Below are 26,754 nucleotides of genomic sequence, written 5' to 3'. Positions count from 1 at the left end.
GCTGTGCAGCGCAGCCACGATGCTTTTTGCTATTGTCGCGGCCCACTGATCGGGGGTGGCCGCACAAGGTAGAGGCGCGTGCCAAGGCTTGGCGCGAACGTCAGCAGCCAAGGGAACACCTAAGGAATCAACTTTGCTCAGCAACGCAGTTCGCCGACCGGCTCGCCTCATTCCGCTCGCTTTTCTTGCTGCGACCCTGTTGGGCACGGTGCTGTTGCTGTTGCCTATATCGACCGCCGGGCCTGACAGCGCGTCATTGCTGACGGCGCTGTTCACGGCAGTTTCGGCAGTCTGTGTGACAGGTTTGATCGTGCAGGACACGGCGACCTATTGGTCGTTCTTCGGCCAGTGCGTGATCCTGCTGCTGTTTCAGGTGGGTGGCTTCGGCATCATGAGCGGTGCGACCCTGCTCGGGCTGTTGGTCAAGCGCCGCTTACAGCTCAGCAGCCGCCTGGTCGCGCAGCAGGAGACGCGCTCGTTAGGTCTCGGCGATGTGACCGGCGTGCTGCGGCTGATTCTGCTGGTCACGGTCGGTGTTGAGCTGGTCGTGACCGCCATTCTCACCGTCCATTTGCACTTCACCTATGACGTGCCTTGGCCGAAGGCGCTCTGGGACGGTCTTTTCCACGCGGTATCGGCCTTCAACAACGCCGGTTTCTCGACCTATTCCGACAGCTTGATGCGCTTCGCAACGGACCCGGTGGTGCTGGTGCCGATCATGCTTGCGCTGATCATCGGCGGCCTGGGCTTTCCGGTGCTCTACGAGTTTCGCCGCGACCAGCGCGGCAAGCCTTGGACAATCCACACCCGTATCACGCTCTGGGGCTCGGCCGTGCTCCTGTTCGGCGGCACGCTGGCGATTCTGTTCTACGAGTGGGGCAACCCCGGCACGCTGGGCGGCATGTCGCTGGGTGACAAGCTGTTGTCAGCCCTGTTCAGCTCGGCGGTGGCGCGCACGGCGGGGTTCAACAGCCTGGACGTCGCCCAGTTCGAAGCGCAGACGCTGGCCGTTCACTACTTTCTGATGTTTGTCGGCGGCGGCAGCGCCAGTACGGCGGGCGGGATCAAGGTGACGACCTTCTTCCTGCTGTTCTTCTTCATCTGGGCCGAGATCCGTGGCAATGAGGACACAGTCGCCTTCCGTCGGCGCATCTCTTACGCCACGCAACGCCAGGCGCTGACGGTGCTGTTTCTCAGCTCGCTCATTGTGGGTATCGGCACCATGTTGCTGCTCAGCATGACGGACTACGAGCTCGGCGTGGTGCTGTTCGAGGCGGTGTCCGCGTTTGCCACGGTCGGTTTGTCGACCGGGATCACCGCCGATCTGCCAGCGTCCGGCCAGCTGGTGATCATCGCCCTGATGTTCATCGGGCGGGTCGGCACCATCACGTTGGCGACGGCCCTTGCGCTGCGCAGCGTGACCAAACATTACCGCTATCCGGAGGAACGCCCCATTGTTGGATAACCTGTTCGGCAAGACATTCGAGAACGACAGTGTCGCCGTCATCGGCCTGGGGCGATTCGGCTCGGCGGTTGCCGATTCGCTCACGTCCATGGGCCACGAAGTGCTGGGCATCGACAGCAACAGCGCCAACGTGCAGCAGTGGGTCGACCAGCTGACCCATGTGGCGCAGGCCGACGCGACCGACATCCGCGCCCTGCGCCAGCTCGGGGTGGATCAGTTCCGCCATGTGGTGGTGAGTATCGGCACCGACCTGGAAGCCAGCGTGCTGACCGTCCTCGCCCTGCAGGAACTCGGCGTACCGGACATCTGGGCCAAGGCCTTGAGCAAGCGCCACGGGCTGATCCTCGAGCGCACCGGAGCCCACCACGTCGTCTATCCGGAAACCTCCATGGGCGAGCGCGTGGCGCATCTGGTGACCGGCAAGATGCTCGAGTTCATCGAGTTCGACGACGGGTTTGCCATCGCCTCGACGCACGCGCCACGCAACATTCATGACAAGACCCTGGCGGACGCCGGCGTGCACAAGCGCTACGGCGTCACCATCGTCGGGGTGAAACGGGCGCACGAAGACTTCATCTACGCCAAGCCTGAAACCCTGATCCACCCGGGCGACATCCTTATCGTGGCGGGTGAAACCAAACGGGTAGAGAAGTTTGCAGCGGCCAAGGGCTAGCAACCTCACAGAGCGGGACTAGCTGACCGCTCGGAGATGAACATGAACGGCTGATGCGCTAACCCGGTCGCATCTAAAAGCCACCGGGAGACACACGCATGACCACTCTGAGCAATGTTTTGTGGGGCGCGCTGGCGCTAGGCCTGGTAACAGGGATGCGCAGCACCCTGGCCCCCACCATGACCAGCCGGGCACTGGCCGCACGGGACGACATCGATGAGGCGGACGAGCCGGCGCGGACCCTGGCCTCGCATCGCATGCAGCAATTTCTTGTACCCATGGCGGTGGGCGAACTGCTGGGTGACAAGATGCCCTTTGCGCCGGATCGGACCATCCTGCCATCGATGATGTTTCGGGCCTTGTCGGGCGGGGTGACCGCGGCAGCGTTGGCCAGTGTGCGTCGACAGCCGATAGGACTCCCGATATTGATCGGGGCATCCGCCGCATTGGTCGCTTCCAAGGTGGGGTTGAGCCTGCGTAAGCCCTATCAGGCCAATCCTTATGCAAATGCCGCGTTGGGGCTGACGGAAGACTGCGTGGCCCTGACGATCGGCAACGCTGGGTTGCGGCGCGCACTGGACGGGCGCTGAGGATCTAGACGCGCCTCGCTGAAGCCGGTCAAAAAAAGGGCCGCGTCTTGCGGCCCTTGATCGCTCACCGGTCGGTAACCGTTTTACCGCTTGATCACGCAGATCCGGTCTGTGCAGGTGCCCGCGTGGGTGGCGTCCAGGCTTTCCGTCGCGTCGCGAGTGCCGACCGTCTCGCCGGCCAGGCCGCCGCCAGTCGGGGATGCGGTGCCGGCGTTCTCCGGGTAGTCTGTGCCGGCCCGCTTGGCCGCCGTGCCCACATCGTAGCGGCCGGTATCGCCGGAGCCTGCATGGGTATCAGCCGTACGGCCTGTTGCCGCTGTATCGGTTGTTCCCGCACCCGGGGCGCCTGTACCGCGATGGGTATCGGCTGAATGGCCTGCATGGCTGGCGGACCCAGCGAAGTGCTTGTCCAGGTGGCTGTCGCCGCCGGTGGCGCCCGCATAGGGGCTGGTTGCGCCGGAATAGCCTGGGGTTGCGCCCGCACCGTTGCCGTTGTCGTCGATATTGAGCGCGCCGTTGTACTCCAGGGCGTCGCGTGCACGGACCAGTTGATCGTCGTCATGCACGTCGACCGCGATCACCATCGAGCCTCGGCGTACGGCTTCCGGGTAGGCGGTGGCATGGCGACGGTGTTCTTCGTGCGGCTCATGGCCGAACAACGATTTGAAGAAGTGCGCGACCTTGCCCTCGTGATGCTCGCGGTCGACGGTGCCGCCTTCGGTGGAGTAGGGCGCGTCGTAGGCATGAATGTTCGCGCTGTCAGCACCTACTGAGTGAATCTGTTCCCTGGCGATGCCCCGCGACATCAGGTCGCCCACGGTACGATTGGCATCGGTCGACGTCGCAAACGCCGCTACTAGTGTGTGTTTCATGGTTCACCTCGCGTTGTGTTGAACAACTGGGTTATCCGAGCACTGCGCTTATCCCGGGACTGATGAGGACACCTGCCATAGTGATGGCGGCTCATCCGCTCCTCGGAGCAGCGCTCATGAATATTGGGTCTGGCGGGGCGGCCATAGTTCAGAAAAATAAGTGGTACAGGTCGGACCGCTTCGGTTAAGCAGGCAGCAGGTCGTAGGGCGAGCCGCCGACGCGCTTTTTGTGAGTGGTGCTCAGTGCAGGGGCTTCAGTGGGAGCGGTCTCGACCGCGATAGGAGTTGAGATACGGCTTACGAGTCAGTGTTTGCTCAAGCGGTACCGGCTTGCGAAGAGCCCTTCTCAGTGGGCGTGGACGTTCGTGCGGCGCGGCGACCCAATTCGCGGTCGAGACCCGCAATGTCCGCGCCATGGGGGTGAGGCCGCTAGCGCGCGGCCTGCCTCATCGGGGGCCGTGTTTAATCCAGATCCGCTGCGCTGTGACGTTCGGGTGCCTGTTCGGACTCGTCGCCCCAGGTGCGGTTGACCTTGCGTCCACGAATCACGCCGGGTCGCTCGGCCAGTTCGGCGGCCCAGCGCTGCACATGTTTGTAGTCCTGCACCGAGAGAAACTCACCGGCCTGGTACAGCTCACCGCGGGCCAGCACGCCGTACCAGGACCAGATGGCCATGTCGGCAATGGTGTAGTCGTCGCCGGCAATGTAGCGGTTCTCGGCCAGCTGGCGATCGAGCACGTCGAGCTGGCGCTTGACCTCCATCGCGTAGCGGTTGATCGGGTACTCGTACTTCTCCGGCGCGTAGGCATAGAAGTGGCCAAAGCCGCCGCCGAGGAAGGGCGTCGAGCCCATCTGCCAGAACAGCCAGTTCATCGTTTCGGTGCGCGCACGGATTTCGGTCGGCAGGAAGGCGCCAAACTTCTCGGCCAGGTACACCAGGATCGAGCCCGACTCGAACACCCGCAATGGCTCGCCGTCGACGCTGTGATCGGCCAGTGCTGGAATCTTGGAGTTCGGATTGATCTCGACGAAGCCGCTGCCGAACTGGTCGCCGTCACCGATCTTGATCAGCCAGGCGTCGTATTCCGCGCCGCCGTGGCCGAGAGCGAGCAGCTCTTCGAGCATGATGCTGACTTTCACGCCGTTGGGCGTGGCCAGGGAATAGAGCTGCAGCGGATGCTTGCCCACCGGCAACGCCTTGTCATCGCGCGCACCGGCGGTCGGGGCGTTGATGCTGGCGAACTTGCCGCCCGAGGGCGCGTCGTGGGTCCAGACTTTCGGCGGTACGTAAGTGCTATCGGGCATGAACAATCTCCTCGCGTGGGTACTGGGGATGTGCAGGGCATCCTACGCGCTCAGACGGCGCGGTCGAAATTGAGCCGGTTGATATTGGTCATCGATGGGGAATGGTTTGTTCGGGATACCTGTCTTGGCTTGGCACTGATGCGGCATCAATCGACAGCCCCTTCGGCTGAGCGATACGCGCGACGTGACTGGCAGACCTGAGCGTGGTGGGTATCGGCCCATTGCACCAACGCCTGCATGGGCACCAGAAACCCTCGGCCCAGGTCCGTCAGTTGGTACTCCACCCGCGGAGGAACCTCGGCGTACAGGGTGCGGTGCACGAATCCATCCATCTCCAGCCGCTTGAGGGTTCGCGAAAGCATCTGCTTGGAGATATCACCGATCTCACGGCTGAGCTCATTGAAGCGCAGCGTGCGTTCGGCCAGCGCTTCGAGCACCAGAAAACTCCATTGGTCACCTATGCGATCGAGCACATCGCGGATCGGGCAGGGGTGGTCGAAGGCAGCGTTAATGACTTCATCGCGCAGCATAGGGTTCTCCGTCGGCGAGGGCAGGTCAGCCCAGTGTGACCAGGTACCACGAACCTGACTTCTTGTGGGACGAGGTGGCGAAACGTAGCATTGCTCGCACCCAAGGTCTACAAAACATACCTGGTCCACAAACGAGACAAAGGATTGCGTCATGTCCCATATCGCATTGATTGGCGCCTCTGGCTCTGCCGGCTCGCGCATTCTCAGAGAGCTCACCGACCGCGGGCATCGCGTGACCGCGATTGCTCGCCATCCCGAGCGAATCGCCGAGCTGCCCGGCGTCACCGCCGTCAAGGGCGACGCCCAAGATCTGCAGGGCCTGACGTCGGCGCTGCGCGGTCACGATGCCGTGGTCAGCGCGGTCAACTTCACCTCGTCCGAGCCGCACACCCTGATCGAGGCGGTACGCGCCTCTGGCGTAAAGCGTTATCTGGTCGTCGGTGGAGCCGGCAGCCTGGAGGTCGCGCCTGGTCGGCGCGTTATCGACCTGCCTGATTTTCCCGAAGCCTACAAAGCTGAAGCCTCTGGCGGCGCGGCTTTTCTCGAGCAGCTCAGGCAGGAGACCGAGCTTGAATGGACCTTTCTGTCGCCTTCGGCCGAGTTCGTCCCAGGCGAGCGGACGGGCCAGTTTCGCCTTGGCAAAGATGCGCTGCTCAGCAACGCGCAAGGCAGCCGTATTTCATTCGAAGACTACGCCGTAGCGCTGGTCGACGAGATCGAGCACCCGGCGCATGTGCGTCAGCGTTTTACCGTCGGTTACTAAGGAAATTTGCTCATGCTTCGCACCTTTGTGATGACAGCCGCGCTGCTGTCCGCTTTGTCGACCACCACCTTCGCCGCCAGCCCATCCACACGGGATATCGCGGCCGAGGAAGCCAATCGCATCCTGGTCGTCGAGTTCTACGACCAGTTCTTCAACAAGCATCAGGTGGAAGAGGCCGCACGTGTCGTGGCCGATGACTACACGCAGCACAACCCTGACGTGCCGGACGGCAAGGCACCCTTCGTGGGTTACTTCAGCGGCTTCTTCAAAGAAAACCCGCAATCACGCGCTCGTATCGTGCGTAGCGCGACGGACGGCGATCTGGTCTACCTGCACGTGCATTCAACCAATGGCCCCGAGGACCGCGGTCAGGCGGTGGTCGACATCTTCCGGGTCGACGATGGCGTTATCGTCGAACATTGGGACGTGATTCAGGACGTGCCCGCCGAGTCGGCGAACGACAACACCATGTTCTAGGGGCGTGTGATCGGCATGCGGGGGCTGGACTCGTATCGCCAATCATTCGCCGAACGAGCCAATCGCCGTATTACTGCCAGCCCAATCCTGGGACAGCAGCCCTTTTTCGACATACCTGTGGTAGCTCGAGTGCGGCCAGTTCGCAACGCTGTTGACTAGCCCGTGCTTGACCGGATTGAAGTGGACGTAAGCCACATGCCGCTGCAGGTCGGTAGCGTCGCGGATCTGGTGTTCCCAAAAGCGGCGCTGCCACAGACCTTTTTCTCGCTTGCGAGTTTTGCTTGCGGTCCGGACGCTCGCCGGGAACTGTCGCGAAAACGTGCTCTTGAGCAGGCTCCAGCGGCCGGAGTAGTCGGCGTCGCCTTCCGGCAATGTCCAGATGGCATGGAGGTGATCGGGCAGGATGCAAATGGCGAGGGTGCGGAAGGGACGGGCCTGCAGCGTCTGGCCATAGGCTTGGCGAAGGAGCGCGATTTCCTCGACCAACAGCCGGGAGCGACGGTCGGCCAGGGTCAGGGTGAAGAACCAAGTGCCGCCGGGCACGGTGCTGCGCCGGTAGTTCGACATGGAGGCCTCCTTGCCTTCATGGGGTGGTGCGGATGGTATTAACGCAGTGGTGGGCTGAAGCCCACCCTACGGAATTGAAGGTCCATGTAGGGTGGGCTTCAGCCCACCAGCGCAATCAGCCGCGTGCGCCGCGCACCCCTGCACTAATCTCGCGGCACAGTCCCAGCACACCCTCGACGGCTTGCTCTGGCGTTTCGGCGCTGGCGATCTGATCGATCAGCGCTGAACCCACCACCACACCGTCGGTCAGGCGGGCGATGGCGGCGGCTTGTTCCGGCGTGCGGATGCCGAAGCCGACGCATACGGGCAGGTCGGTGTGGCGCTTCAGGCGCGCCACGGCTTCTTCGACGTGTTCCAAGGTGGCCGAACCGGCACCGGTCACGCCGGCCACCGAGACGTAGTAGACGAAGCCCGAGCTGCCGTTGAGCACGGTGGGCAGGCGCTGGTCGTCGGTGGTCGGGGTGGTCAGGCGGATAAAGTCGATGCCGGCGCTCTGGGCCGGGTCGCACAGTTCGTCGTTATGCTCCGGTGGCAGGTCGACGACGATCAGGCCGTCGACACCGGCTTCCTTCGCATCGCTGACGAAACGCTCGACGCCGTAGGCGAAGATTGGGTTGTAGTAACCCATCAGCACCAGCGGGGTGCTGCTGTTGGTCTCGCGGAACTCGCGGACCATCTGCAGCGTTTTCGGCAGGTTCTGCTTGGCCGCAAGGGCGCGGATGTTGGCCAGCTGGATCGCCGGGCCGTCAGCCATCGGGTCGGTGAACGGCATGCCCAGCTCGATGACGTCGGCGCCGGCCTCAGGCAGGCCCTTGAGAATGGCGAGCGAGGTGGCGTAGTCCGGGTCACCGGCGGTCACGAAGGTGACCAGCGCGGCGCGGTTTTCCTGCTTCAGCTGGTCGAAGCGCGTCTGCAAACGGGCATTTACCGAGCTCATATGTGTTCTTCCTGTTCGTCGTAGTGGTGCATGACGGTTTGCATGTCTTTGTCGCCGCGCCCGGAGAGGTTGACCACCATCAGGTGATCCTTGGGCAGCGTCGCCGCGCGCTTGAAGGCTTCGGCCAGGGCATGGGCGGATTCCAGCGCCGGGATGATGCCTTCCAGGCGGCAGCACTGGTGGAAGGCCTTCAAGGCTTCGTCATCGGTGCAAGGCACGTATTCGACGCGCTTGATCTCGTGCAACCAGGCGTGCTCCGGGCCGACGCCTGGGTAATCGAGGCCGGCGGAGATGGAATGCGCATCGGTGATCTGGCCGTCCTCGTCCTGCAACAGGAAGGTACGGTTGCCGTGCAGCACGCCCGGCGCGCCGCCGGCCATGCTCGCGGCGTGCTTGCCGGTTTCGATGCCGTGACCGGCCGCTTCGACGCCGACGATCTGTACCGCTTCGTCATCGAGGAAGGGGTGGAACAGGCCGATGGCGTTCGAGCCGCCGCCGATGCAGGCGACCAGGGAATCGGGCAGGCGGCCTTCCTTCTCCAAGATCTGCTCGCGCACTTCATTGCCGATCACCGACTGGAAGTCGCGCACCATAGCCGGGTAGGGGTGCGGGCCGGCGGCCGTGCCGATCAGGTAGAAGGTGTTGTGGACGTTGGTCACCCAGTCGCGCAGGGCTTCGTTCATCGCGTCCTTCAGCGTGCCGGTGCCCGCGGTGACCGGGATCACCTCGGCGCCGAGGAGCTTCATGCGGAAAACGTTGGCCTGCTGGCGCTCGATGTCGGTGGTGCCCATGTAGACCACGCACTGCATGCCGAAACGCGCAGCCACGGTGGCGGTGGCCACGCCGTGCATGCCGGCGCCTGTCTCGGCGATGATGCGCTGCTTGCCCATCCGCTTGGCCAGCAGGATCTGGCCGATGCAGTTGTTGATCTTGTGGGCGCCGGTGTGATTGAGGTCTTCGCGCTTGAGGTAGATCTTCGCGCCGCCAAACTGCTCGGTCAGGCGCTCGGCGTAATACAGCGGGCTGGCGCGGCCGATGTAGTCGCGCTGGAAGTAGGCCAGCTCCTCGAGGAACGCCGGATCACTCTTGGCCTTCTCGTATTCGGCGGCCAGCTGGTTGATCAGCGGCATCAGGGTTTCGGCGACGAACTGGCCGCCGAAGCGGCCGAACAGGCCCCTGGCGTCAGGGCCGCTGCAAAATGAAGTCATGGTCATCTCCTGCGGGAATGAGTGGCAGCCGCCCTGGCTCAGCCAAGGCATGCGCGATGGGCAGGAAATTACCCGAGTCGAGCCCGGATAAAAAGCGATAAGATCGCCTAGACCTGTCAGGAAATCTCACCAATGAGCCAAGCCCTTCCTCCCCTCAACGCGTTGCGCGCCTTTGAAGCGGCTGCGCGCCTGCAGAGCATAAGCCAAGCGGCGGCGGAACTCAGCGTGACCCACGGTGCAGTCAGTCGACAGATTCGTCTGCTTGAGGATGACCTGGGCGTGGCGCTGTTCAGCAAGGAAGGTCGCGGCGTAAAACTCACCGATGCAGGCGTGCGCCTGCGTGACGCGGCGGGTGAGGCGTTCGAGCGTTTGCGCAGTACCTGGGCCGAGCTTCGCCAGCAGACTGTCGATGCGCCGTTCGTGCTCGGATGTCCCGGCAGCCTGCTGGCGCGCTGGTTTATTCCGCGGCTCGACCGGCTCAACCGCGAGCTGCCCGATCTGCGCTTGCAGCTGTCCGCCAGCGAAGGCGAGCCGGACCCGCGCCGGCCTGGGCTCGATGCCACGCTGTGTTTTGCCGAGCCCCCGTGGCCAGCCGATATGCAGGTCTATGAGCTGGCCACCGAATGCATCGGCCCGGTGCTCAGCCCGCACCATCCCAACTGTGCCGCGCTGCGCCAGGCCCCACCCTCGGTGCTGTTCAACGAAGCGCTGCTGTTTACCGCCTCTCGGCCACAGGCATGGCCGGCCTGGGCAATGGCTACTGGTCTTGATCCCGCCGCGTTGCGCATGGGGCAGGGCTTTGAACATCTCTACTTCCTATTGGAAGCCGCGCTGGCCGGGCTTGGCGTGGCCATCGCGCCGCAACAGCTGGTGGCCGATGACCTGCGCCAGGGCCGTTTGCTGGCACCCTGGGGGTTTGTCGAAACACGAGCACGGCTGTCGCTGTGGGTGCCCTCACGGCGCACGGATCGAAGAGCAGAGCGATTGGCAGACTGGTTGCGCCAGCAGCTGGCCTGATGGGTCATTCTAAAGCCGCCCCTTGCCAGGATTACGGCGGCGGCTTGAAACGCTGAGCGGAAATGGGGCTGCCTATGGATGGCGTCTCGCTTGCCGACGAAAGGCTTCGCCATTCGTCCGGCGCCACTAAATCGACATCACCTTTGCCGATACAGTTCAGACACCCACCGAGGAGCCGTCTTGCCTGTTCGTGGGGCTGTCTGTAGTCGTTCGGGAGAACAGTGATGGTCAATAAAAAGCGTGTCGGTATTTTGATGTGTGCGCTGCTCGCGGCCGGGGCAGAACAGGTAGCAGCCAAGCCCAACCCTGCCGTCGATGCGTCGCTCAAGGCCGGTCGGCCTTTCGTTGAAGGTGAGCTGCTGGTGCAGTTCAAGGCGGGTGCCTCCGAGGCTGCCAAAACCGCCGCGTTGAGCAAGCGGGGCGCAAAGGCGGCGCAGAAGTTGCTCGACAAGGCGGCGCGCAAGGATGCCAAAGGTGATCTGATTCAGGCGCAACTGGGCAAGGGCAAGAAGATCGACGCCGCATTGATCGCATCGCTGGCGGCGGACCCTGCGGTCGAGTACGTCGAGCCCAACTGGATCTACAAGACCCAATTGGCCAACCCCAACGACCCGGGGCTCGGCATCCTCTGGGGCATGCAAGGCGCAACCACCTCGCCTGCTTCTCCTTACGGCAGCGGTGCGCTGGCGAACTGGAACGCCGGGGCGCTGTGCTCGAACAAGGTTCACGTGGGCATCATCGACGAAGGCGTGATGACCACCCATGGCGATCTGCGCGCCAATATCTGGATCAACCCGGGCGAGGGCAGCCGCGCCGACCGCAAGGACAACGACCGCAACGGTTTCGCCGACGACATATACGGCTGGGACTTTGCCGCCAATAACGCCAGCGTTTACGACGGCCCGGCAGACGATCACGGTACGCATGTCGCCGGTACGGTTGGCGCGGTGGCGAACAATGGCGCTGGCGTCTTCGGCGTCTGCCCAAGCGCGAAGTTGATCTCGGCCAAATTCCTCGGCGCCAATGGCGGTACTACCGCGGGTGCGGTTAAGGCCATCAACTACCTGACACAGCTGAAGCTGGCGAAGAAGATCAATCTGGTGGCGACCAACAACTCCTGGGGCGGCGGCGGTTACTCGCAGGCGCTGTATGACGCCATCCAGGCGGCCGGTAATGCCAACATCCTGTTCATCGCCGCGGCGGGTAACAGCGGACTCAACATCGACAGCACGCCGAGCTACCCGGCGAGCTACCCGCTTCCTAACGTGATTTCTGTAGGTGCCATCGACCAGAACGGCCGCCGGGCGGGCTTCTCGAACTACGGCGTGAACAACGTGCACATCGCGGCGCCGGGCGTCGATATCGTCTCGACGGTACCGACCTCTACGGGTGCTGCCGGCTATGCCTACATGAGCGGCACCTCCATGGCGACGCCACATGTGACGGGCGCGGCGGCGCTGTATGCCTCGCTGAATCCTTGTGCCACCGCCGCACAGATTCGAGAGGCATTGCTGCGCACGGCGGTGATCGACCCTCAGCTCACGGGCGCAGTGCAGCAGAACCGTCGGCTCGATGTGTCGAAAATCCGCGCCGAGCTGAACTGCAGCGCACCCTAAGCGAGACCCGGACGGGCATCCGCGCTGCGGGTGCTCAGCTGGCCAGGGCCGTTTCGGTGTTAGCCGCAGGTTTCGCTGAGGCCGCTGCGTCTTCGGCGTAGCCTTTCGGGTGGCGGCTCTGCCAGCGCCAGGCATCAGTCAGCATCGCCAGCAGGTCTCGCTCCGCTTCCCAGCCCAGGTCATCGCGGGCTTTGCTCGGGTCGGACCAGCACTGCGCGATGTCGCCGGGGCGCCGCGCCTTGAACACGTGGGGCAGGGGGCGGCCGATCACTTCTTCAAACGCGGTGATCATCTGACGTACCGAATAGCCTCGCCCGGTGCCGAGGTTCCACGTGGAAACACCGTGCACCTGTTCCACGCGCTCCAGGGCCTTGAGATGCCCTTTAGCCAGATCCACGACGTGGATGTAGTCGCGCACACCCGTGCCGTCGGGCGTTGGGTAATCCGCTCCGTAGATGTTCAATTGCTTTCGACGACCCACGGCGACCTGCAGCATGTAGGGCAGCAGGTTATTGGGGATGCCGTTGGGGTCCTCGCCAATCAGGCCGGATTCGTGTGCGCCGATCGGGTTGAAATAGCGCAACAGGGCAATCGACCAACGCGGGTCCGACTCGGCCAGACCCTTGAGCACGTTTTCCGCCATCAGTTTGGACTGGCCGTAAGGGCTGGCGGGCAGGCCGGTCGGGCAGTTTTCGGTGATCGGCATCCTCGGTGAATCACCGTAGACGGTCGCCGATGAGCTGAACACCAGCTTGAAGACGCCGGCTTCGGCCATGGCCTGACACAGCGCGATGCTGCCGCTGACGTTGGTTTCGTAATAGCGCAGCGGCTCGCGCACGCTTTCGCCGACGGCCTTTAGACCGGCCAGGTGCAGTACTGACGTGATGGGATACGAGGCGAACAGTGCCTTGAGCAGCGAGCGGTTACGCACGTCGCCCTTGACGAATTGCAGGCTACGCCCGGTCAACTGTTCGACGCGGTCGAGGGCCACCTTCGAGCCGTTGCAGAGGTCGTCCAGGACCAGCACTTCATGGCCAGCCTGCAAGAGCTCCAGCACTGCATGGGATCCGATATAACCCGCACCACCCGTGACTAGAATCATCTCTCTACCTCGAATCAAATTATCTGACGCGCACGGGAACGTACGGCTGACCGTATGAGCGCGGCCGCTGCAAGCATCTCCAGGGTTGGGTCGGCGGATCGGGCGGTACTGACTGCAGGAAGCACGCAGCATCGATGCCGGGGTGAATCAGGCGTCCTGGGATAGGGACGGGTGAAGCTGCGAGCAAGTTCCAACGAAGCGGCAGTCACCCGATGACCGACCTCTCCGGTAGGGCATAGGGAACCTTGGCACATTGGCCGCCGTCCATAGCCGGCGGGCAGCGCTTGCAGGATGATCGACGATTGAGCGCTTCAGGTTTTGCTTTGCGCGGGCTGCGCAGGCTTATGCGATGCGGCAGAAGGGACTCTGGAGGGCATTGCCACCCTTGACGAGGTTTCCATGAGCTGGGCCGGCCCCTACCAATACGAAATTGGCAAATCCCCCGAGAAACAAGCGACGCCACCGGAAGTCGTGTTCGACGAGCAGGTGCCAACCTTGCTCTGTCTCTCGCACCTGCGCTGGCGATTCGTCTATCAGCGACCCCAGCATCTGATGTCGCGGTTCGCGCGGGACTTCAACGTGCTGTATGCCGAAGAGCCGATGCCCACCGAGGACGCTCAGCCCTGGCTGGAGGTGCGGCCTGAGGAGAATGATGTTCAGGTGCTGATTCCACGTTTGCCCAAGGGCTGCGAGGGCGACACGGCGCTGCGCGTGCAGCGCGACCTGCTCGACGGTTATCTGGAAAAGCTCGGCGTCAATGAGTTGATGCTCTGGTACTACACGCCGATGGCGCTGGGTTATGCCGGCCACCTGAAGCCCAAGCTCATCGTCTATGACTGCATGGACGAACTCTCCGCCTTCCGCGGCGCGCCGCCCGAGCTGGTGCAGCGCGAGCGCGAGCTGCTCGAGCGCGCCGATTTGGTATTTACCGGTGGCTACAGTCTTTGGGAAGCCAAGCGCACGTTGCACGACAACGCCTTCGCCTTTCCCAGCAGCGTCGACGTGGCACATTTTGCCGAGGCGCGGCGGACCCAGGCCGACCCCGAGGACCAGGCCGAGATTCCGCATCCACGGCTGGGCTTCTACGGCGTGATCGATGAGCGCTTCGATATCGAGCTGGTCGCCCGTGTCGCCGAGCAGCGGCCGGACTGGCATTTCGTGCTGGTCGGTCCGGTGGTGAAGATCGACTCGGCCGACCTGCCGCAGCGCGACAACATCCATTATCTGGGCGGCAAGACGTACGACGAGTTGCCCAAATATCTGTCCGGCTGGGACGTGGCGATCATGCCGTTTGCGATGAACGAGTCGACTCGCTTCATCAGCCCGACCAAGACCCCCGAATACCTGGCCGGCGGCTGTCCGGTGGTTTCCACGCCGATCAAGGACGTGGTACGCACCTACGGCGATACCGAGATTGTCCATATCGCCGACACGCCTGATTCGTTCATCGATGCGGTGGTCAAGGCCCTGGCCGATGGTGAGGACCGCGACGGTCTGCTGAAAACCGCTGACGAGATTCTCGGCGACATGTCCTGGGACCATACCTGGGCGTTGATGAAGGAAAAGATGCAATGCGCGATGTAAGCCTGCGAGACAGCAACCCAGAGCTGGCAGGCGGCGGCGCCAGCGAAGGCTTATCCAATGGTCGGCGCGGCTTCGACTACCTGATCGTCGGTGCCGGTTTCGCCGGCAGCGTGCTGGCCGAACGGCTGGCGGCCGGGCTTAACAAGCGTGTGCTGGTGGTCGACCGGCGCCCGCACATCGGCGGCAATGCCTACGATCATTACGACGAAGCCGGCGTGCTGATCCACCGCTATGGCCCCCACATCTTCCACACCAATGCTCAGCGCATCGTCGATTACCTCTCGCAGTTCACCGAGTGGCGCCCGTACGAGCATCGCGTGCTGGCGCAGGTGGACGGGCAGCAGGTGCCGATCCCGATAAACCTGACCACGCTGAACAGGCTCTACGGCCTGAACATGATCACCGAGCAGGAAGCGGCGGATTTCCTCGCCAGCCGCGCCGAGCCGGTAGCGGACATCCAGACCAGCGAAGACGTGGTGATCAACGGCATCGGCCGAGAGCTGTACCAGAAGTTTTTCCGCGGCTACACCCGCAAGCAATGGGGGCTGGACCCGTCACAGCTGGACAAGTCGGTGACCGCGCGCATCCCCACGCGCACCAACACCGACGATCGCTACTTCACCGACAGCTTCCAGCAGATGCCCAAGCATGGCTACACCAGGATGTTCGAGAAGATGCTCGCGCACCCGAACATCAAGGTGATGATCAATACGGACTACCGCGAAATCCGTGACGATATCCAGCATGACCATTTGATCTTCTGCGGCCCGATCGACGAATACTTCGACTACCGCTTCGGCAAGCTGCCGTACCGCTCGCTGAAGTTCGAGCACAAGCAACTCGAGCAGGAACGGTTCCAGGCGGTCGGCACGGTCAACTACCCCAGCGAAGACGTGCCTTACACGCGCATCAGCGAGTACAAGCACCTCACCGGTCAGGTCCATCCGAAGACCAGCATCACCTACGAATACCCCTCGGCCGAGGGCGATCCCTACTACCCGATCCCGCGGCCGGAAAATGCCGAGCTGTACAGGCGTTACCAGCAGCTGGCGGACCAGACGCCCGGCGTGACCTTCGTCGGCCGGCTTGGCACCTACAAGTACTACAACATGGATCAGGTGGTGGGGCAGGCGCTGGCGCTGTACAAGCGCATCGAGGAAGCCGAGCCTTACCCTGCCGCTAACGACAAGTCGGCGCACAGTCAGTCCCTGGCCGAACAGGCTCCTTGAGAGAAAGACACGGATGCATCAGCCAAGCCTTTTTCAGAGCTTTTTTCTCGGCGGTTTCGAATGTTCAAGCCACCGCCGCAGTGATGGGCGACGCCTCGACCTGCTCGCGGCCACGGGGCATGACCGCTGGGCCGCTCATGATTACGCCGTATTGCAGCGGCACGGTCTGAAAACGGTGCGGGACGGCCTGCGCTGGCACCTGATCGAGCGCTCGCCGGGGCAGTACGACTGGTCGAGCTTTCTGCCGATGCTGCAGGCGGCCCAGCGTCAGCGCCTCCAGGTGATCTGGGACCTGTGTCATTACGGCTGGCCGGATGACATCGACATCTGGCGGCCGCAGTTCGTCGAACGCTTTGCCCGCTATGCGGGCGCGGCGGCGCAGCTGATCAAGGACGAGACCGATACGGTGCCGATCTATGCGCCACTGAACGAGATCTCGTTCTGGTCCTGGGCTGGCGGCGACGAGGCCTACTTCAACCCGATGGCGCGCGGCCGTGGTTTCGAACTGAAGCACCAGCTGGTCCGCGCCACCATCGCCGCGATGCAGGCGATCCGCGAGGTCGAGCCGCGGGCGCGCTTTATTCAGGTCGAGCCCGCCATTCACGTCGTCGCGCCGAATGATCGGCCCGGTCCGCAGCGTGAGGCCGAGCGCTACCGCCAATCGCAGTTCGAAGCCTGGGACATGCTTTGCGGCGAACTCTGGCCGGGCCTCGGCGGAGCGCCGGAGTACCTCGACGTGCTTGGCGTGAATTATTACCCCGACAACCAGTGGTATCACGGCGAAGGCAACACCATCGGCCGGGACAGCACCGACTATCGGCCTTTCAAAGGCATTCTCAGTGAGATCTCGCAGCGCTATAAACGGCCGATTCTGATCGCCGAAACCGGCGCCGAAGGCGATGTGCGCGGCGACTGGCTGCGCTATGTCAGCGAGCAGGCCGGCCTGGCTATGCAGCGTGGCGTGCCGGTAGAAGGCATCTGCCTTTATCCGGTGCTGGATTACCCAGGCTGGACCGACGACCGCCACTGCCCGGTGGGGCTGCTGGGCTTCCCGGACGAAGCCGGAAACCGCCGTGTGCATGAGGGGTTGGCCGATGAGCTGCGGCTGCAGCAGGCGCGCTTCAGTCACTCGAATCCGGTTTCAAACCTCGCCAACGCCTTGCCATGAACGCGCCGGCACTGCGCACACCGCCGCGGGTGCCGCTCCTGCCGGATCGCCCGGTCGCCTTCCTGTGGCACTACGTCTGCTTACGGCCCTGGCATTTCGGCGGGCTGTTGCTGCTGATCGTCGGTGCGGCAAGCTGCGCGGTGGCGGTGCAGTACGGGATGAAGCTGCTGGTCGATGCCATGGCGCAAGGCAGCGCCAACCGGGGCGCGGCGGACGTATGGTTTCCATTGGGGCTGTTCATCGGCCTGATCGTGGTTGAAAACATCTTCTGGCGCCTCGGCGGTTGGCTCGGCTGCCGAACGGTAGTGGCGAGCGTGGTGGACATCCGGGTCGACCTGTTCAAGCACCTGACCGGCCACCCGATGCGCTACTTCACCGAGCACTTCGCCGGTTCGCTGGGCAACCGTATCTCGGCCCTGGGTGCCGCGGCAGGGGCGATCTATGGCGGTCTGGCCTGGAAGATCGTGCCGCCCATCGTCGACTTCATCGGCGCGGTGGTGGTGCTGCTGACCGTCGATTGGCGCATGGCCGTTGCGTTGGTCCTGTTCGTTGCCATCGTCGCGGCACTGATCACCGGCTTCGGCATTCGTGGCCGCACCAAGCATCAGCGTTTCGCCGCGCAATCGGCACGGGTCGGCGGCGAGCTGGTGGATGCGGTCTCCAATGTCTGGACCATCAAGGCGTTTTCCGCACGTGACCGTGAAGCGGAACGCCTCGCCAACGAGATCGGCTACGAGGCCAAGGCCCAGCGGCGCAGCTGGATGTACCTGGAAAAGGCCCGCGTTATCCACGACATCTGCCTGTCGCTGATGGCCGGGGGCATGCTGGTCTGGGCGATCAGCCTGTGGGTGAACGGTTCGGTGACCGCCGGTGACGTGGTGCTGGTCAGCGCGTTGACCTTCCGCATCCTCCACGGCTCACGGGATCTGGCGCTGGCGCTGGTGGACACCACTCAGCAGATCGGCGCCATCGACGACACCCTGCGCATCATCGTCCAACCGCACGGCCTGGACGATCCGGAAACCCAGCTGATGCTGGCCGAGGGTGACATCACCTTCGACGACATCAGTTTCGGCTACCCCAAGCGCGGCATGATCTTCGAGCACCTCAACCTGCATATTCCGGCGGGGCAGAAGGTCGGAGTGGTCGGTCCGTCCGGTGCGGGCAAATCGACGCTGATCCAGCTGCTGCAACGCCTGGACGATGTGCATGCAGGGCGCATCCTCATCGATGGTCAGGATCTCCGCTCCGTTAGCCAGAACAGCCTGCGCGAACGGATCGCCGTGGTGCCGCAGGAAACGGCGCTGTTCAACCGGTCGATCCGCGAGAACATTCGCTATGGGCGCCCTGAGGCCAGCGATGAGGACGTGGTGGAAGCGGCCCGTCACGCCTTTTGCGATGCCTTCATCCGCGAGCTGCCGCAGGGTTACGAGACGCTGGTCGGCGAGCGCGGCGTAATGCTCTCCGGTGGGCAGCGCCAGCGGCTGGGTATCGCCCGCGCCTTTCTCAAGGACGCGCCCATTCTCATCCTCGATGAGGCGACTTCGGCGCTGGATACCCAGTCGGAAGGGGAGATCCAGGCGGCGCTGAACAGCCTGGTGCACAACCGCACCGTGGTGGCCGTCGCGCACCGGCTGTCGACGCTGGCAGGCTTCGACCGGATCATCGTGCTGCGCAACGGACTGATCATCGAAGACGGCGCACCGATGGAGCTGCGCAGCCGCGGCGGTGCTTTCGACGCCTTGTGGAAGATGCAGGCGGAGGGCTTCAAGCATGAGCCCGATCCGGCGCTATGAAACGGGTCGCGGTGAATTCGACCAGTCTGCGCGCGCTGGGTTATGACCTGGATGCGAAAGCGCTGGAGGTGGAGTTTCACAATGGCTCGCAGTACCGCTACGAGCAGGTGCCTGCCGAGGTGGTGCAGGCGTTGCTGGAGGCCGATTCCCTTGGCCGCTATTTCAACCAGGTGTTCAAAGCGCAGCAGTATCCGTATCGGCGCATTGGTTGAGCGCGTGGGTGCGGGCGCAGTTTTGACCTTGGCTTCAGGCTGCCGGGTCGTTGAGCTTGTCGGTGGGCTGAAGCCCACCCTATGGCCAGCCGCCGCTCTGACCGGCGCTGGTTTCAGACCGCAAGTGCTCATCGAATGGGTATGCCGATGAAACGCTATCCAATTGACTTATCGATGGCTCCATTGAGCCGTTGCGCTGAACTTCCGGCCTGCTGCACGGGCCTCAATTGGACAGGACGCTTCATTACCGAGCGGAGGCTCCACAGACCACAAGGGGACAACGCATGTCAGACCATCACACGTACAAGAAGATTGAAATCGTCGGTTCTTCGCGCAACAGCGTCGATGAAGCGATTCAGAACGGTATCGCTGAAGCCAGCAGCAAGCTGCAGAACGTCGAGTGGTTCGAAGTGGGCGAGATTCGCGGCCACGTCGAAAACGGCAAGGTTGGCCATTTCCAGGTCACCATGAAGGTCGGCTTCCGCCTCGCGAATAGCTGATCTGCCGTCCTGGCGGCCCGGCAGCGGCTGTTCAGCCAGCTGCCTGGGAGCCTGCCTGCCGCGCCGTGTCAGGCGTGATCCGTCGGCGACTGGCCGCGGCTGCGTTCGTAACGTCGGAGCAATGGTTGAGTACTCAGCCCGTGCGCGACGATGCTCAACACCACCACTGAAATCACCAGCGGAATGATCGCTTCGGCTTCTTCCGGCAACAGGCCGTGGGTGACCGCGTAGCTCAGGTAGTACAGGCTGCCGATCCCCCGAATGCCGAACCAGCCGACGGTCAGGCGCTGGGTCCGGTCCAGGTAGCGGTGCGGTATCAACAGCCACACACTGAGCGGCCGGATCACCACGAACAGCGCCAGCGCCAGGGGCACAGCGCGCCAGTCCCAGTGCACCGAGACCAACACGCCGAGAATGGTCACCAGCAGCACTTCCAGGCTGCGCTCCAGCTGCCCGCCGAAGGTCAGGATGTCACCCACCATGACCCCGGCCGCGACCTTGGGCTCGGCGATCTTGTCGCTTTCGAGCGGCAGTTCGCGTGGCATCATGCCGCCCTCTGCCATATGCGGCACGGCGTGGGCGATCAGCTCCTCGGACGGCGTTTCCGATTCGTCCGCGGCGTCTTTTTCCGCGTGGCGCAGCCCCAGCCCGGCCGCGAATACCGCAAGAAAGCCCCAAGCGCCGATCAGCTCGGCGCCAACGTAGGCCAGGGCGATCAGCGCCAGCGCAAGCGAATCATTCGGCGACATGGACGTATCGGCGTGCCGAGCGCGCAGGAAGATCGCCAGCCTGCCGATCAACCGCCCGAGCAGATAGCCAAAGCCCAACCCGGCCGGCACCGCCCAGACCAGTCGATGCAACGCCCATTCGCTGACCCAGCCAGTGGCCATGGTTTCCTGTTCGATCAGCAGCAAACCGAACACCACGAATGGAAAGGCCGTGCCATCGTTGAACCCGGCTTCGCCGGACAGGCCATAGCGCACGTGATCACTGTCGCGTGAGTTGCTCACCTGGACCAGGCTGGCGAGCACGGGGTCGGTTGGGGCAAGGATGGCACCGATCAACACTGAGATGCCCCAGCTGAGCCCGAGCAGGTAATGGCAGAGGGCGGCAACACCCGCGATGCAGGCGAGCATCACCGGGCCGGCGAGAATATAGGCACCTTTCCAGGCCGCATGACCCAGCGGCATGCGCAGTTTGAGACCGCTGACGAACAGGGACACCAGCACCGCGATTTCGGTGAGGTGCTCCATCCAGCTGGCGATGTGAATGAACTCCATCTCCCACAAGCCGACGCCGAGCTGGCCGATGAGCAGACCGAAGCCCAGATAGATCAATGAGGTAGTGACCGGCAGCCAGCGCAGGTAGGCCGATGCCAGGGCGAGGATCAACAGCAGGATGCCGAGCACGGCCATCCATTCAAGAAAATTCATTCAGTCTTCCGCAAACAAGCGTGACGCGCCGAAGTACGCATGTTGGTTTGATCGACGCGGCTGGACGGGGTTCAGCTGCGTTCGTCGAGCGGGGCGGCCGCTGGCCAGGCGCGCAAGGGGCGCCGGCTGTGGGCCTCGTTGAGAGGCCGGCGCAGAGCTGTGCGCTTGCGTCGGGCTTACAAGACTTTGCTGTGGAATGTTGTCGCAGAATGTTCGGGCGCAACGGAGCGATGGGTATCGCCTCGATGCGCTCTTCAGGTCAACGCAACCCGGCGAGGATGTCGAAGGCGCGGTGACGGTCGGCGGTTTCGTAGAGGTCGCAGGTAAAGATCAGTTCATCGGCCGCTGTCTGCTCCAGAAGGTTCTCCAGCCGCGCGCGGATCTTTTCCGGCCCGCCGATCAGGGCCATGCCGAGGAAGCTGCCGACAGCGTCCTGCTCATGGGGCAGCCACTTGCCCTGCATGCTGGTGACCGGTGGCACCAGCACCAGGCTCTGGCCACGGATCAGGGCAAGGATGCGCTGGTAGGCGGTGGTGGCCAGGTATTCGGCTTGCTCGTCTGTATCGGCGGCCATCAGCGGCACGCCGAGCATCACGTAGGGCTTGTCCAGCACCTCGGACGGGCGGAAGTTCTCGCGGTACAGACGAATCGCCTCGTGCATGTAGCGCGGCGCGAAGTGCGAGGCGAAGGCGTAGGGCAAGCCTTTGGCCGCTGCCAGCTGAGCGCTGAACAGGCTCGAGCCGAGCAGCCAGATCGGCACATTGCTGCCCATGCCCGGCATGGCGATGACCCGCTGGTTGGGCTGGCGCGGACCGAGCAGCATCTGCAGTTCTTCCACATCGGCCGGAAAGTCATCGGCATTGCCCATGCGGTCGCGGCGCAAGGCGTGCGCGGTGAACTGATCGGCGCCCGGCGCGCGACCCAGACCCAGCTCGATTCGTCCGGGATAGAGTGCTTCCAGCGTGCCGAACTGTTCGGCGACCACCAGCGGCGCATGGTTGGGCAGCATGACGCCGCCAGCGCCCAGGCGAATCCGCGACGTGCCGGACGCCAGATAGCCGATCAGCACGGACGTGGCGGCGCTGGCGATGCCGTCCATGTTGTGGTGCTCGGCGACCCAGAAGCGCTCGAAGCCGAGCTTCTCCACGTGCTGGGCCAGCGCCAGCGAGTTGCGCAGGGCCAGACCGGCATCGCCGTCATCGCGGATCGGCGCCAGGTCGAGGGTGGAGAAACGGGTGTGTTCGATACGGGACATCGTCTACCTCTTTGCTGACGGCTGCTCAGTAGCAGTGCTCGGCCTCGGCGCGCGCCAGGACATTACGGTCTTCGTCGCGCAGCCAGCCTTGTGGGGTGAAGCCCAGCGAACGGGCCTGAAACAGATAGCGCCGCCCGGGCTGGAAATCGTCGTAGTTGATCACCAGGGTGCAGCGCAGGTACTGGGTATCGCCGAAATCGCCGAAGCCACCGCTACTGATTTCGAATTCGTAGCGTGCCTCGAGTTCATGCGCACCGGGGCTGACCTGGAAATAGCGACCGTCTGGCGTGCGCTCGCCGTCCAGCTGGTCGGACATGAAGATGTCGCTGGGTTGGGCGCTCAGCTCGACCCAGGCCATGTCCGGATCAGGTGCAGGCAGGGGGCCGGCACAGCCGATCAGGCCGAGCGCCAGCATTGGAGCGATGAACAGACGCATGATGAATCCTCCGGATAACCGCAGGATCAGCCTCTGCTGTCGCGGTCAGCCAATGAGCCTGAGCCACCTGCGGCTCTTTTTCAACGACTGCACCGCGACAGAACGGTTCACACCGAAACGCTAGCGGGTCGCGACCCCGCCGCAGCCGCGCTCGGTGGCCTTGGCCAGCATGCGGTCATGCTGGTCATACAGTTTGGCCCAGGGGCGGAAACCGTAGCCGCCAGCAACCAGCCGATACCGGGCCCCGGCGTTGAAGCTGTCATAGCTAAGGGTCAGGCGGCAGTCGCGTGCCAGCGCTTCGCTGTCACGACCTACATCGGCCGGGCCGACTTCGAAGCGATAGCGCATACCCAGCTGATGGCTGCCGGGGGCGACCTGAAAGTAGCGATCATCTTTCAGGGGACGCTCATCGACCGCCACGGCCATCAATTCGGTTTCTCCGTGGGGATCAAGATCGATCCAGGCCTGGTTCGGATCGGGCTGGGGCATCCACAAGGCGCAGCCGCCAAGGCTGGATAGCGCAACAACAAGCATCAGGATTCGCATGTAACTGGATCTCCGATCGGTAGCGGCCTGGCGATTTGGCACCGGCATGTTCGGTGTTTGGGTGGGCTTCGAACTCGTTGTAGGCTCAGCGCATCGCCCCGTGGGGCCAGCAGACAGGTCAGCGTGTGTTCATGTCGAAGCCGAAAATCGCCGCAGTCGACACCCGAATAATGCGCTGGGTTCCCTTGCTGCTGGCCGTGGGTTTGACTGGTTGCAGCAGCTATTACGGGCAACTGGCGGTCGGTCAGCTCGAGCTGCTGCGCCAGCGCGAGCCCATTGTGGCAATCGTCGACGATCCGCAACGCGCGCCGCAGTTGCGCCAGCGACTGGCCCTTGCCCTGCAGGCCAGAGGCTTCGCCAGCGATGCGCTGGCACTCCCGGACAACCAGAGTTATCGGGTCTACGCCGAGATCCAGCGGCCGTATGTGATGTGGAATCTGTTCGTCGCCGAGGAGTTTTCGGTGGAGCAGCGGACCCAGTGCTTTCCGATAGCCGGTTGTGTGGCCTATCGCGGCTACTACCAGCAGGGCCGCGCGCGCGGCGCCGCGGCGCTGATGCAAGCCGAGGGCTACGACACGCTGGTGTCCGGCGTACCGGCCTATTCGACCCTTGGCTGGTTCGACGATCCGCTGCTCAGCTCGATGTTGCGCTGGGACGATGATCGCCTGGCCGGGCTGATCTTCCACGAGCTGGCGCATCAGCAGCTGTATGTCGCTGACGACACGGCGTTCAACGAATCCTTCGCTTCCTTTGTCGAGCGCGAAGGGCTGCGGCAGTGGCGTGCCAGCCGTGGCCTGCCAGCGCCGAACGAGACCGCGCGCAAGCATTACGCCGACCTCAGCAAGCTGGCCCTGGCGACCCGCGACCGGTTGGCCGTGATTTACGCGTCCGACCTGAGCGAGTCCGCGATGCGCGCCGCCAAACGTGACGAGTTCATGCGCATGCGGCAGACCTATCTGCAGCTGCGAGACGGTCCGTGGAAAGGCGACGACCGCTTCGATCGCTGGATGAACCGGCCGCTGAACAATGCCAGCCTGGTTCCGTTTGGCCTCTACGACCAATGGGTGCCTGCCTTCGCCGCGTTATACGAGCAGGTCGGCGGCGATTGGTCGCGCTTCTATGCCGCGGTGGCCTCCTTGGGTCGCCTGCCTGCCGACGAGCGGGAACGGCAACTGGATGCGCTCCGCTGAAACCCCTCGTCGCTTCGTTTGAAGCGCGATGCGGCAAGGCGTGGCGGCTGATCACGCTGCGCTGAATCGAAGCCTGTTCGAAGGGGTTGGGCGCTGCCGCTTGTCGAGTCTTTGCATGTTCGCACCAGATTTCACGGAATTGTTTTCCGCTTGCCTCCGTCCATTTTCTAGATTGTCAGCCCAGCCTGACCCGTGATTTGGCCGTACGAATGTGTACGTCCAGCCAATACAAGCCGTTCAAACGGAGGCTCCATGGATAACCTAACCGGCATCCTCGATAACAAGGGCACGCCCCTTGAAAAGCAAAAGTTCACCTGGAAAGAGATGGCGGGCAAGCCGATCAGCAAGCTGGATGACGACGCGTTCACCCGCGTGCGGATCATCCTGATGAACGGAATCGAAACCGATGCGCTGCGCCTCAAGCACGGCATTGCGCGGATCACCGGACAGCTACGTGGCCCGCTCGCCGAGATCCGTCGCGTCGAGCAGCATCAGGCGACCATGGTCAACTGGCTGATCTCCGCCGACCATTCGCCGCTGGAAACCACTGTTGCCTACGAGCAGGTCGCCATCGAGGTAACTGCCGCCGTCGCCCAGACCGAGCCCGACCCTTATCAGGCACAGACCTATCGCTTCGGTCTGCTGGAAGATTTCGATCACCTGTACCGCTATTCGGCGATGCTTGATCGCCTCGAAGGCAAGGATGCGAACAACATCCTTCAGGGCTACACCGACATCGTGCCGGGTCGGCAGACCTCCGAGCATCATCGGCATCCGGACAATGATCTGCGCGAAAGCTACGAGAAAGAACAGGCCGCGCTGATCACCAAGATCCATGCAGCGATGATTACTGCAGCTGAGTACCAGACCCACGATTACTACATGAACATCGGCCCGCTGTTCGCCGATCCGCTGGCGCGTCAGCTCTATGCCGAGATCGCTTCGGTTGAAGAGCAGCACGTCACCCAGTACGGCTCGCTGGCCGACCCGCAGGAATCCTTCATGGAGAAGTGGCTGGTGCACGAGGCGATGGAAGTCTATGCCTACGCCAGCTGCGCCGAGCAGGAAACCAACCCGCGCATCAAGGCGTTGTGGGAACGCTTCCTCGATTACGAGTTGGGCCATTTGAATATCGCTTGCGAGTATTTCAAGAAGCTGGAGCGCCGTGATCCAGCGGAAATCCTCGGAGGTCCGCTGCCGAAGATGATCGAGTTCAAGAGTCAGCGTGAGTTTGTCCGTCAAGTCCTCGCAGCCGAGGTCAATCTGCGCACCAGCGGCACCGAGTACGTCGACAAGAGCCAGGAGCCGCAGAACTCCCTGGACTACCGCGCCCAGCTCAATTCCGAAGGTATCGCGTCGAACATCGTATCGGCCGGTTACCAGTGGGCGCCGGGCGGCGAACTTATGCAGATGCGCAAGGTTTCTTGAGGAGAGAAGGACATGGCTAATTCAGCAAAACTGGGCACCAACTTCACCGGCGTGCAGATGTCTCCGAAGGACACCAAGCGCCTGCTCGACGCCGTCAACGAAATCCATCCGGACGTGCCGGGCGATTCCAAAGGCTTGATGATGGAGCGCGCAACCCGCGCCGAAGAAGCCGATCGCATTGGTTCGGTACCGGTTCCCGGCTCTGCCAAGGGCATGCTCAAGTCGACATTCGACATGGCGCTGGGCAAGAGTCCTGAACTGCTGGTCGACAAGCTCGGCGAGCGGCTGGCCTTCGAGCGCAGCGGCGTACGCATGTACGACGCCATGATCGCCAAGGCCAAGGCCATCAGCATGGCCGATTCGGACCTGATCGGCGTGCTGCAGCACATCCGCGACGAAGAGTTCGAGCACATGAACATCGTCGCTGAAGCGATCGAGACGCTCGGCGCCGACCCGACCGCGCAGACCCCTTCTGCCGACGTCGTAGGGGTCAAGTCGATGGGGGTGATGCAGGTGCTCACCGATCCGCGAACCAACATCGCTCAAGGCATCAACGCACTGCTGACCCTCGAACTCGAGGACAACGCGGCGTGGGAGCTGTTGATCGAGCTGGCCGAAGCCGGTGGCCATCCCCGTATCGCCAAGGGCTTCCACAAGGCCAAAGCGCAGGAAGACGACCATGTGATCAAGATTAAGACGCTGCTGCGCCAGGACCTGATCAGGCAAGTCCAGTAATACGCGTGTGCTACACACTTTGGCGCGCCCTCGGGCGCGTCTTTTTTTGGTGCGCCAGGCATGGCGCGTTGCGCGCAAGCGCAACCAGCTTGGCTGTGGTGGCCACGCTGGTGACTGGGA

Annotated in this window: 27 protein-coding genes; 16 read left to right on the top strand and 11 right to left on the bottom strand. The window is 63.3% G+C overall.

Annotated features, from left to right (window positions below):
• Positions 1 to 133: 133 nt before the first annotated feature.
• The 3 genes from ACSSNI_RS10635 to ACSSNI_RS10625 all read left to right on the top strand — a co-directional run bounded on the left by ACSSNI_RS10635 (position 134) and on the right by ACSSNI_RS10625 (position 2,728).
• The gene (locus ACSSNI_RS10635; RefSeq protein WP_319298702.1) at positions 134 to 1,465 is read left to right on the top strand and encodes a TrkH family potassium uptake protein; all 1,332 of its coding nucleotides are present in this window, start codon (positions 134 to 136) and stop codon (positions 1,463 to 1,465) included.
• Positions 1,455 to 2,138: a potassium channel family protein gene (locus ACSSNI_RS10630; protein WP_102837247.1), complete on the top strand. Its 684-nt coding sequence runs from the start codon at positions 1,455 to 1,457 to the stop codon at positions 2,136 to 2,138. The genes ACSSNI_RS10635 and ACSSNI_RS10630 overlap by 11 nt, the downstream gene beginning before the upstream one ends.
• Positions 2,139 to 2,236: 98 nt before the next feature.
• Positions 2,237 to 2,728 (top strand): DUF4126 family protein, encoded by a 492-nt coding sequence (locus ACSSNI_RS10625; protein ID WP_148925754.1) that lies wholly within the window; start codon positions 2,237 to 2,239, stop codon positions 2,726 to 2,728.
• An 83-nt stretch (positions 2,729 to 2,811) separates the two neighbouring features.
• On the opposite strand, the gene ACSSNI_RS10620 is transcribed toward ACSSNI_RS10625, so the two are convergent.
• The 3 genes from ACSSNI_RS10620 to ACSSNI_RS10610 form a co-directional block, all read right to left on the bottom strand.
• Positions 2,812 to 3,600, bottom strand: a complete 789-nt coding sequence (locus ACSSNI_RS10620) for a hypothetical protein (RefSeq protein WP_148925755.1) — start codon at positions 3,598 to 3,600, stop codon at positions 2,812 to 2,814.
• Between the two features lie 462 nt (positions 3,601 to 4,062).
• Complete coding sequence (yghU, locus tag ACSSNI_RS10615) at positions 4,063 to 4,905, bottom strand: glutathione-dependent disulfide-bond oxidoreductase (protein ID WP_148925756.1); 843 nt, start codon at positions 4,903 to 4,905, stop codon at positions 4,063 to 4,065.
• Between the two features lie 146 nt (positions 4,906 to 5,051).
• Positions 5,052 to 5,435 (bottom strand): winged helix-turn-helix transcriptional regulator, encoded by a 384-nt coding sequence (locus ACSSNI_RS10610; RefSeq protein ID WP_148925757.1) that lies wholly within the window; start codon positions 5,433 to 5,435, stop codon positions 5,052 to 5,054.
• Between the two features lie 151 nt (positions 5,436 to 5,586).
• Between ACSSNI_RS10610 and ACSSNI_RS10605 the strand changes: the two genes are divergently transcribed.
• Together ACSSNI_RS10605 and ACSSNI_RS10600 are read left to right on the top strand one after the other, a co-directional pair.
• Positions 5,587 to 6,198 (top strand): NAD(P)-dependent oxidoreductase, encoded by a 612-nt coding sequence (locus ACSSNI_RS10605; protein ID WP_148925758.1) that lies wholly within the window; start codon positions 5,587 to 5,589, stop codon positions 6,196 to 6,198.
• Between the two features lie 12 nt (positions 6,199 to 6,210).
• On the top strand, positions 6,211 to 6,675 hold the full coding sequence (locus ACSSNI_RS10600; RefSeq protein WP_319298697.1) for a nuclear transport factor 2 family protein: 465 nt from the start codon (positions 6,211 to 6,213) through the stop codon (positions 6,673 to 6,675).
• A gap of 42 nt (positions 6,676 to 6,717) precedes the next feature.
• On the opposite strand, the gene ACSSNI_RS10595 is transcribed toward ACSSNI_RS10600, so the two are convergent.
• The 3 genes from ACSSNI_RS10595 to trpB form a co-directional block, all read right to left on the bottom strand.
• The gene (locus ACSSNI_RS10595; protein ID WP_448259269.1) at positions 6,718 to 7,242 is read right to left on the bottom strand and encodes an REP-associated tyrosine transposase; all 525 of its coding nucleotides are present in this window, start codon (positions 7,240 to 7,242) and stop codon (positions 6,718 to 6,720) included.
• Between the two features lie 115 nt (positions 7,243 to 7,357).
• Positions 7,358 to 8,179, bottom strand: coding sequence for a tryptophan synthase subunit alpha (gene trpA, locus ACSSNI_RS10590; protein ID WP_200640303.1), 822 nt, complete (start codon positions 8,177 to 8,179; stop codon positions 7,358 to 7,360).
• Complete coding sequence (gene trpB, locus ACSSNI_RS10585; protein ID WP_319298692.1) at positions 8,176 to 9,387, bottom strand: tryptophan synthase subunit beta; 1,212 nt, start codon at positions 9,385 to 9,387, stop codon at positions 8,176 to 8,178. The genes trpA and trpB overlap by 4 nt, the downstream gene beginning before the upstream one ends.
• A gap of 132 nt (positions 9,388 to 9,519) precedes the next feature.
• Between trpB and ACSSNI_RS10580 the strand changes: the two genes are divergently transcribed.
• Together ACSSNI_RS10580 and ACSSNI_RS10575 are read left to right on the top strand one after the other, a co-directional pair.
• Entirely contained in the window at positions 9,520 to 10,404 is an 885-nt protein-coding gene (locus ACSSNI_RS10580; protein WP_448259266.1) for a LysR family transcriptional regulator, read from the top strand.
• Between the two features lie 224 nt (positions 10,405 to 10,628).
• Complete coding sequence (locus tag ACSSNI_RS10575; RefSeq protein ID WP_448259264.1) at positions 10,629 to 12,020, top strand: S8 family peptidase; 1,392 nt, start codon at positions 10,629 to 10,631, stop codon at positions 12,018 to 12,020.
• A gap of 34 nt (positions 12,021 to 12,054) precedes the next feature.
• On the opposite strand, the gene galE is transcribed toward ACSSNI_RS10575, so the two are convergent.
• Positions 12,055 to 13,122, bottom strand: a complete 1,068-nt coding sequence (gene galE, locus ACSSNI_RS10570; RefSeq protein WP_448259262.1) for a UDP-glucose 4-epimerase GalE — start codon at positions 13,120 to 13,122, stop codon at positions 12,055 to 12,057.
• A gap of 399 nt (positions 13,123 to 13,521) precedes the next feature.
• Here galE and ACSSNI_RS10565 point away from each other — a divergent pair, with 399 nt between their 5' ends.
• The 6 genes from ACSSNI_RS10565 (at position 13,522) to ACSSNI_RS10540 (ending at position 19,611) form a co-directional block, all read left to right on the top strand.
• Positions 13,522 to 14,706 carry a glycosyltransferase family 1 protein gene (locus tag ACSSNI_RS10565; protein ID WP_448259261.1) on the top strand — a complete coding sequence of 395 codons (1,185 nt, stop codon included), beginning with the start codon at positions 13,522 to 13,524 and terminating at the stop codon, positions 14,704 to 14,706.
• Positions 14,694 to 15,935, top strand: a complete 1,242-nt coding sequence (gene glf, locus ACSSNI_RS10560; RefSeq protein ID WP_448259259.1) for a UDP-galactopyranose mutase — start codon at positions 14,694 to 14,696, stop codon at positions 15,933 to 15,935. The genes ACSSNI_RS10565 and glf overlap by 13 nt, the downstream gene beginning before the upstream one ends.
• A gap of 13 nt (positions 15,936 to 15,948) precedes the next feature.
• The gene (locus ACSSNI_RS10555; RefSeq protein ID WP_448259257.1) at positions 15,949 to 17,103 is read left to right on the top strand and encodes a glycoside hydrolase family 1 protein; all 1,155 of its coding nucleotides are present in this window, start codon (positions 15,949 to 15,951) and stop codon (positions 17,101 to 17,103) included.
• Entirely contained in the window at positions 17,100 to 18,899 is a 1,800-nt protein-coding gene (locus ACSSNI_RS10550) for an ABC transporter ATP-binding protein (RefSeq protein ID WP_448259255.1), read from the top strand. Before ACSSNI_RS10555 ends, ACSSNI_RS10550 begins: the two co-directional genes overlap by 4 nt.
• Complete coding sequence (locus ACSSNI_RS10545) at positions 18,896 to 19,111, top strand: KTSC domain-containing protein (RefSeq protein ID WP_448259254.1); 216 nt, start codon at positions 18,896 to 18,898, stop codon at positions 19,109 to 19,111. Before ACSSNI_RS10550 ends, ACSSNI_RS10545 begins: the two co-directional genes overlap by 4 nt.
• Positions 19,112 to 19,395: 284 nt before the next feature.
• Positions 19,396 to 19,611, top strand: coding sequence for a dodecin (locus ACSSNI_RS10540; RefSeq protein ID WP_019341430.1), 216 nt, complete (start codon positions 19,396 to 19,398; stop codon positions 19,609 to 19,611).
• Between the two features lie 68 nt (positions 19,612 to 19,679).
• On the opposite strand, the gene ACSSNI_RS10535 is transcribed toward ACSSNI_RS10540, so the two are convergent.
• The 4 genes from ACSSNI_RS10535 to ACSSNI_RS10520 all read right to left on the bottom strand — a co-directional run bounded on the left by ACSSNI_RS10535 (position 19,680) and on the right by ACSSNI_RS10520 (position 23,281).
• On the bottom strand, positions 19,680 to 21,044 hold the full coding sequence (locus ACSSNI_RS10535) for a cation:proton antiporter (protein WP_448259251.1): 1,365 nt from the start codon (positions 21,042 to 21,044) through the stop codon (positions 19,680 to 19,682).
• A 259-nt stretch (positions 21,045 to 21,303) separates the two neighbouring features.
• Positions 21,304 to 22,299 (bottom strand): LLM class flavin-dependent oxidoreductase, encoded by a 996-nt coding sequence (locus ACSSNI_RS10530; protein WP_448259249.1) that lies wholly within the window; start codon positions 22,297 to 22,299, stop codon positions 21,304 to 21,306.
• 25 nt (positions 22,300 to 22,324) lie between these two features.
• On the bottom strand, positions 22,325 to 22,735 hold the full coding sequence (locus ACSSNI_RS10525; RefSeq protein ID WP_102837228.1) for a PA0061/PA0062 family lipoprotein: 411 nt from the start codon (positions 22,733 to 22,735) through the stop codon (positions 22,325 to 22,327).
• Positions 22,736 to 22,855: 120 nt separating this feature from the next.
• Positions 22,856 to 23,281, bottom strand: coding sequence for a PA0061/PA0062 family lipoprotein (locus ACSSNI_RS10520; protein WP_102837227.1), 426 nt, complete (start codon positions 23,279 to 23,281; stop codon positions 22,856 to 22,858).
• Positions 23,282 to 23,412: 131 nt separating this feature from the next.
• Here ACSSNI_RS10520 and ACSSNI_RS10515 point away from each other — a divergent pair, with 131 nt between their 5' ends.
• The 3 genes from ACSSNI_RS10515 to ACSSNI_RS10505 all read left to right on the top strand — a co-directional run bounded on the left by ACSSNI_RS10515 (position 23,413) and on the right by ACSSNI_RS10505 (position 26,634).
• The gene (locus ACSSNI_RS10515) at positions 23,413 to 24,471 is read left to right on the top strand and encodes an aminopeptidase (protein ID WP_200640333.1); all 1,059 of its coding nucleotides are present in this window, start codon (positions 23,413 to 23,415) and stop codon (positions 24,469 to 24,471) included.
• 252 nt (positions 24,472 to 24,723) lie between these two features.
• Positions 24,724 to 25,899 carry a hypothetical protein gene (locus ACSSNI_RS10510; protein WP_148925774.1) on the top strand — a complete coding sequence of 392 codons (1,176 nt, stop codon included), beginning with the start codon at positions 24,724 to 24,726 and terminating at the stop codon, positions 25,897 to 25,899.
• Positions 25,900 to 25,911: 12 nt separating this feature from the next.
• A complete protein-coding gene (locus ACSSNI_RS10505; protein WP_148925775.1) occupies positions 25,912 to 26,634 on the top strand; it encodes a ferritin-like domain-containing protein in 723 nt (240 codons plus the stop codon).
• Positions 26,635 to 26,754 lie beyond the last annotated feature (120 nt).

Source organism: Stutzerimonas tianxiuensis (assembly GCF_053470365.1).
Note: the sequence above shows the minus strand (reverse complement) of the source record. Positions and strands in the feature narration are given on the sequence as shown.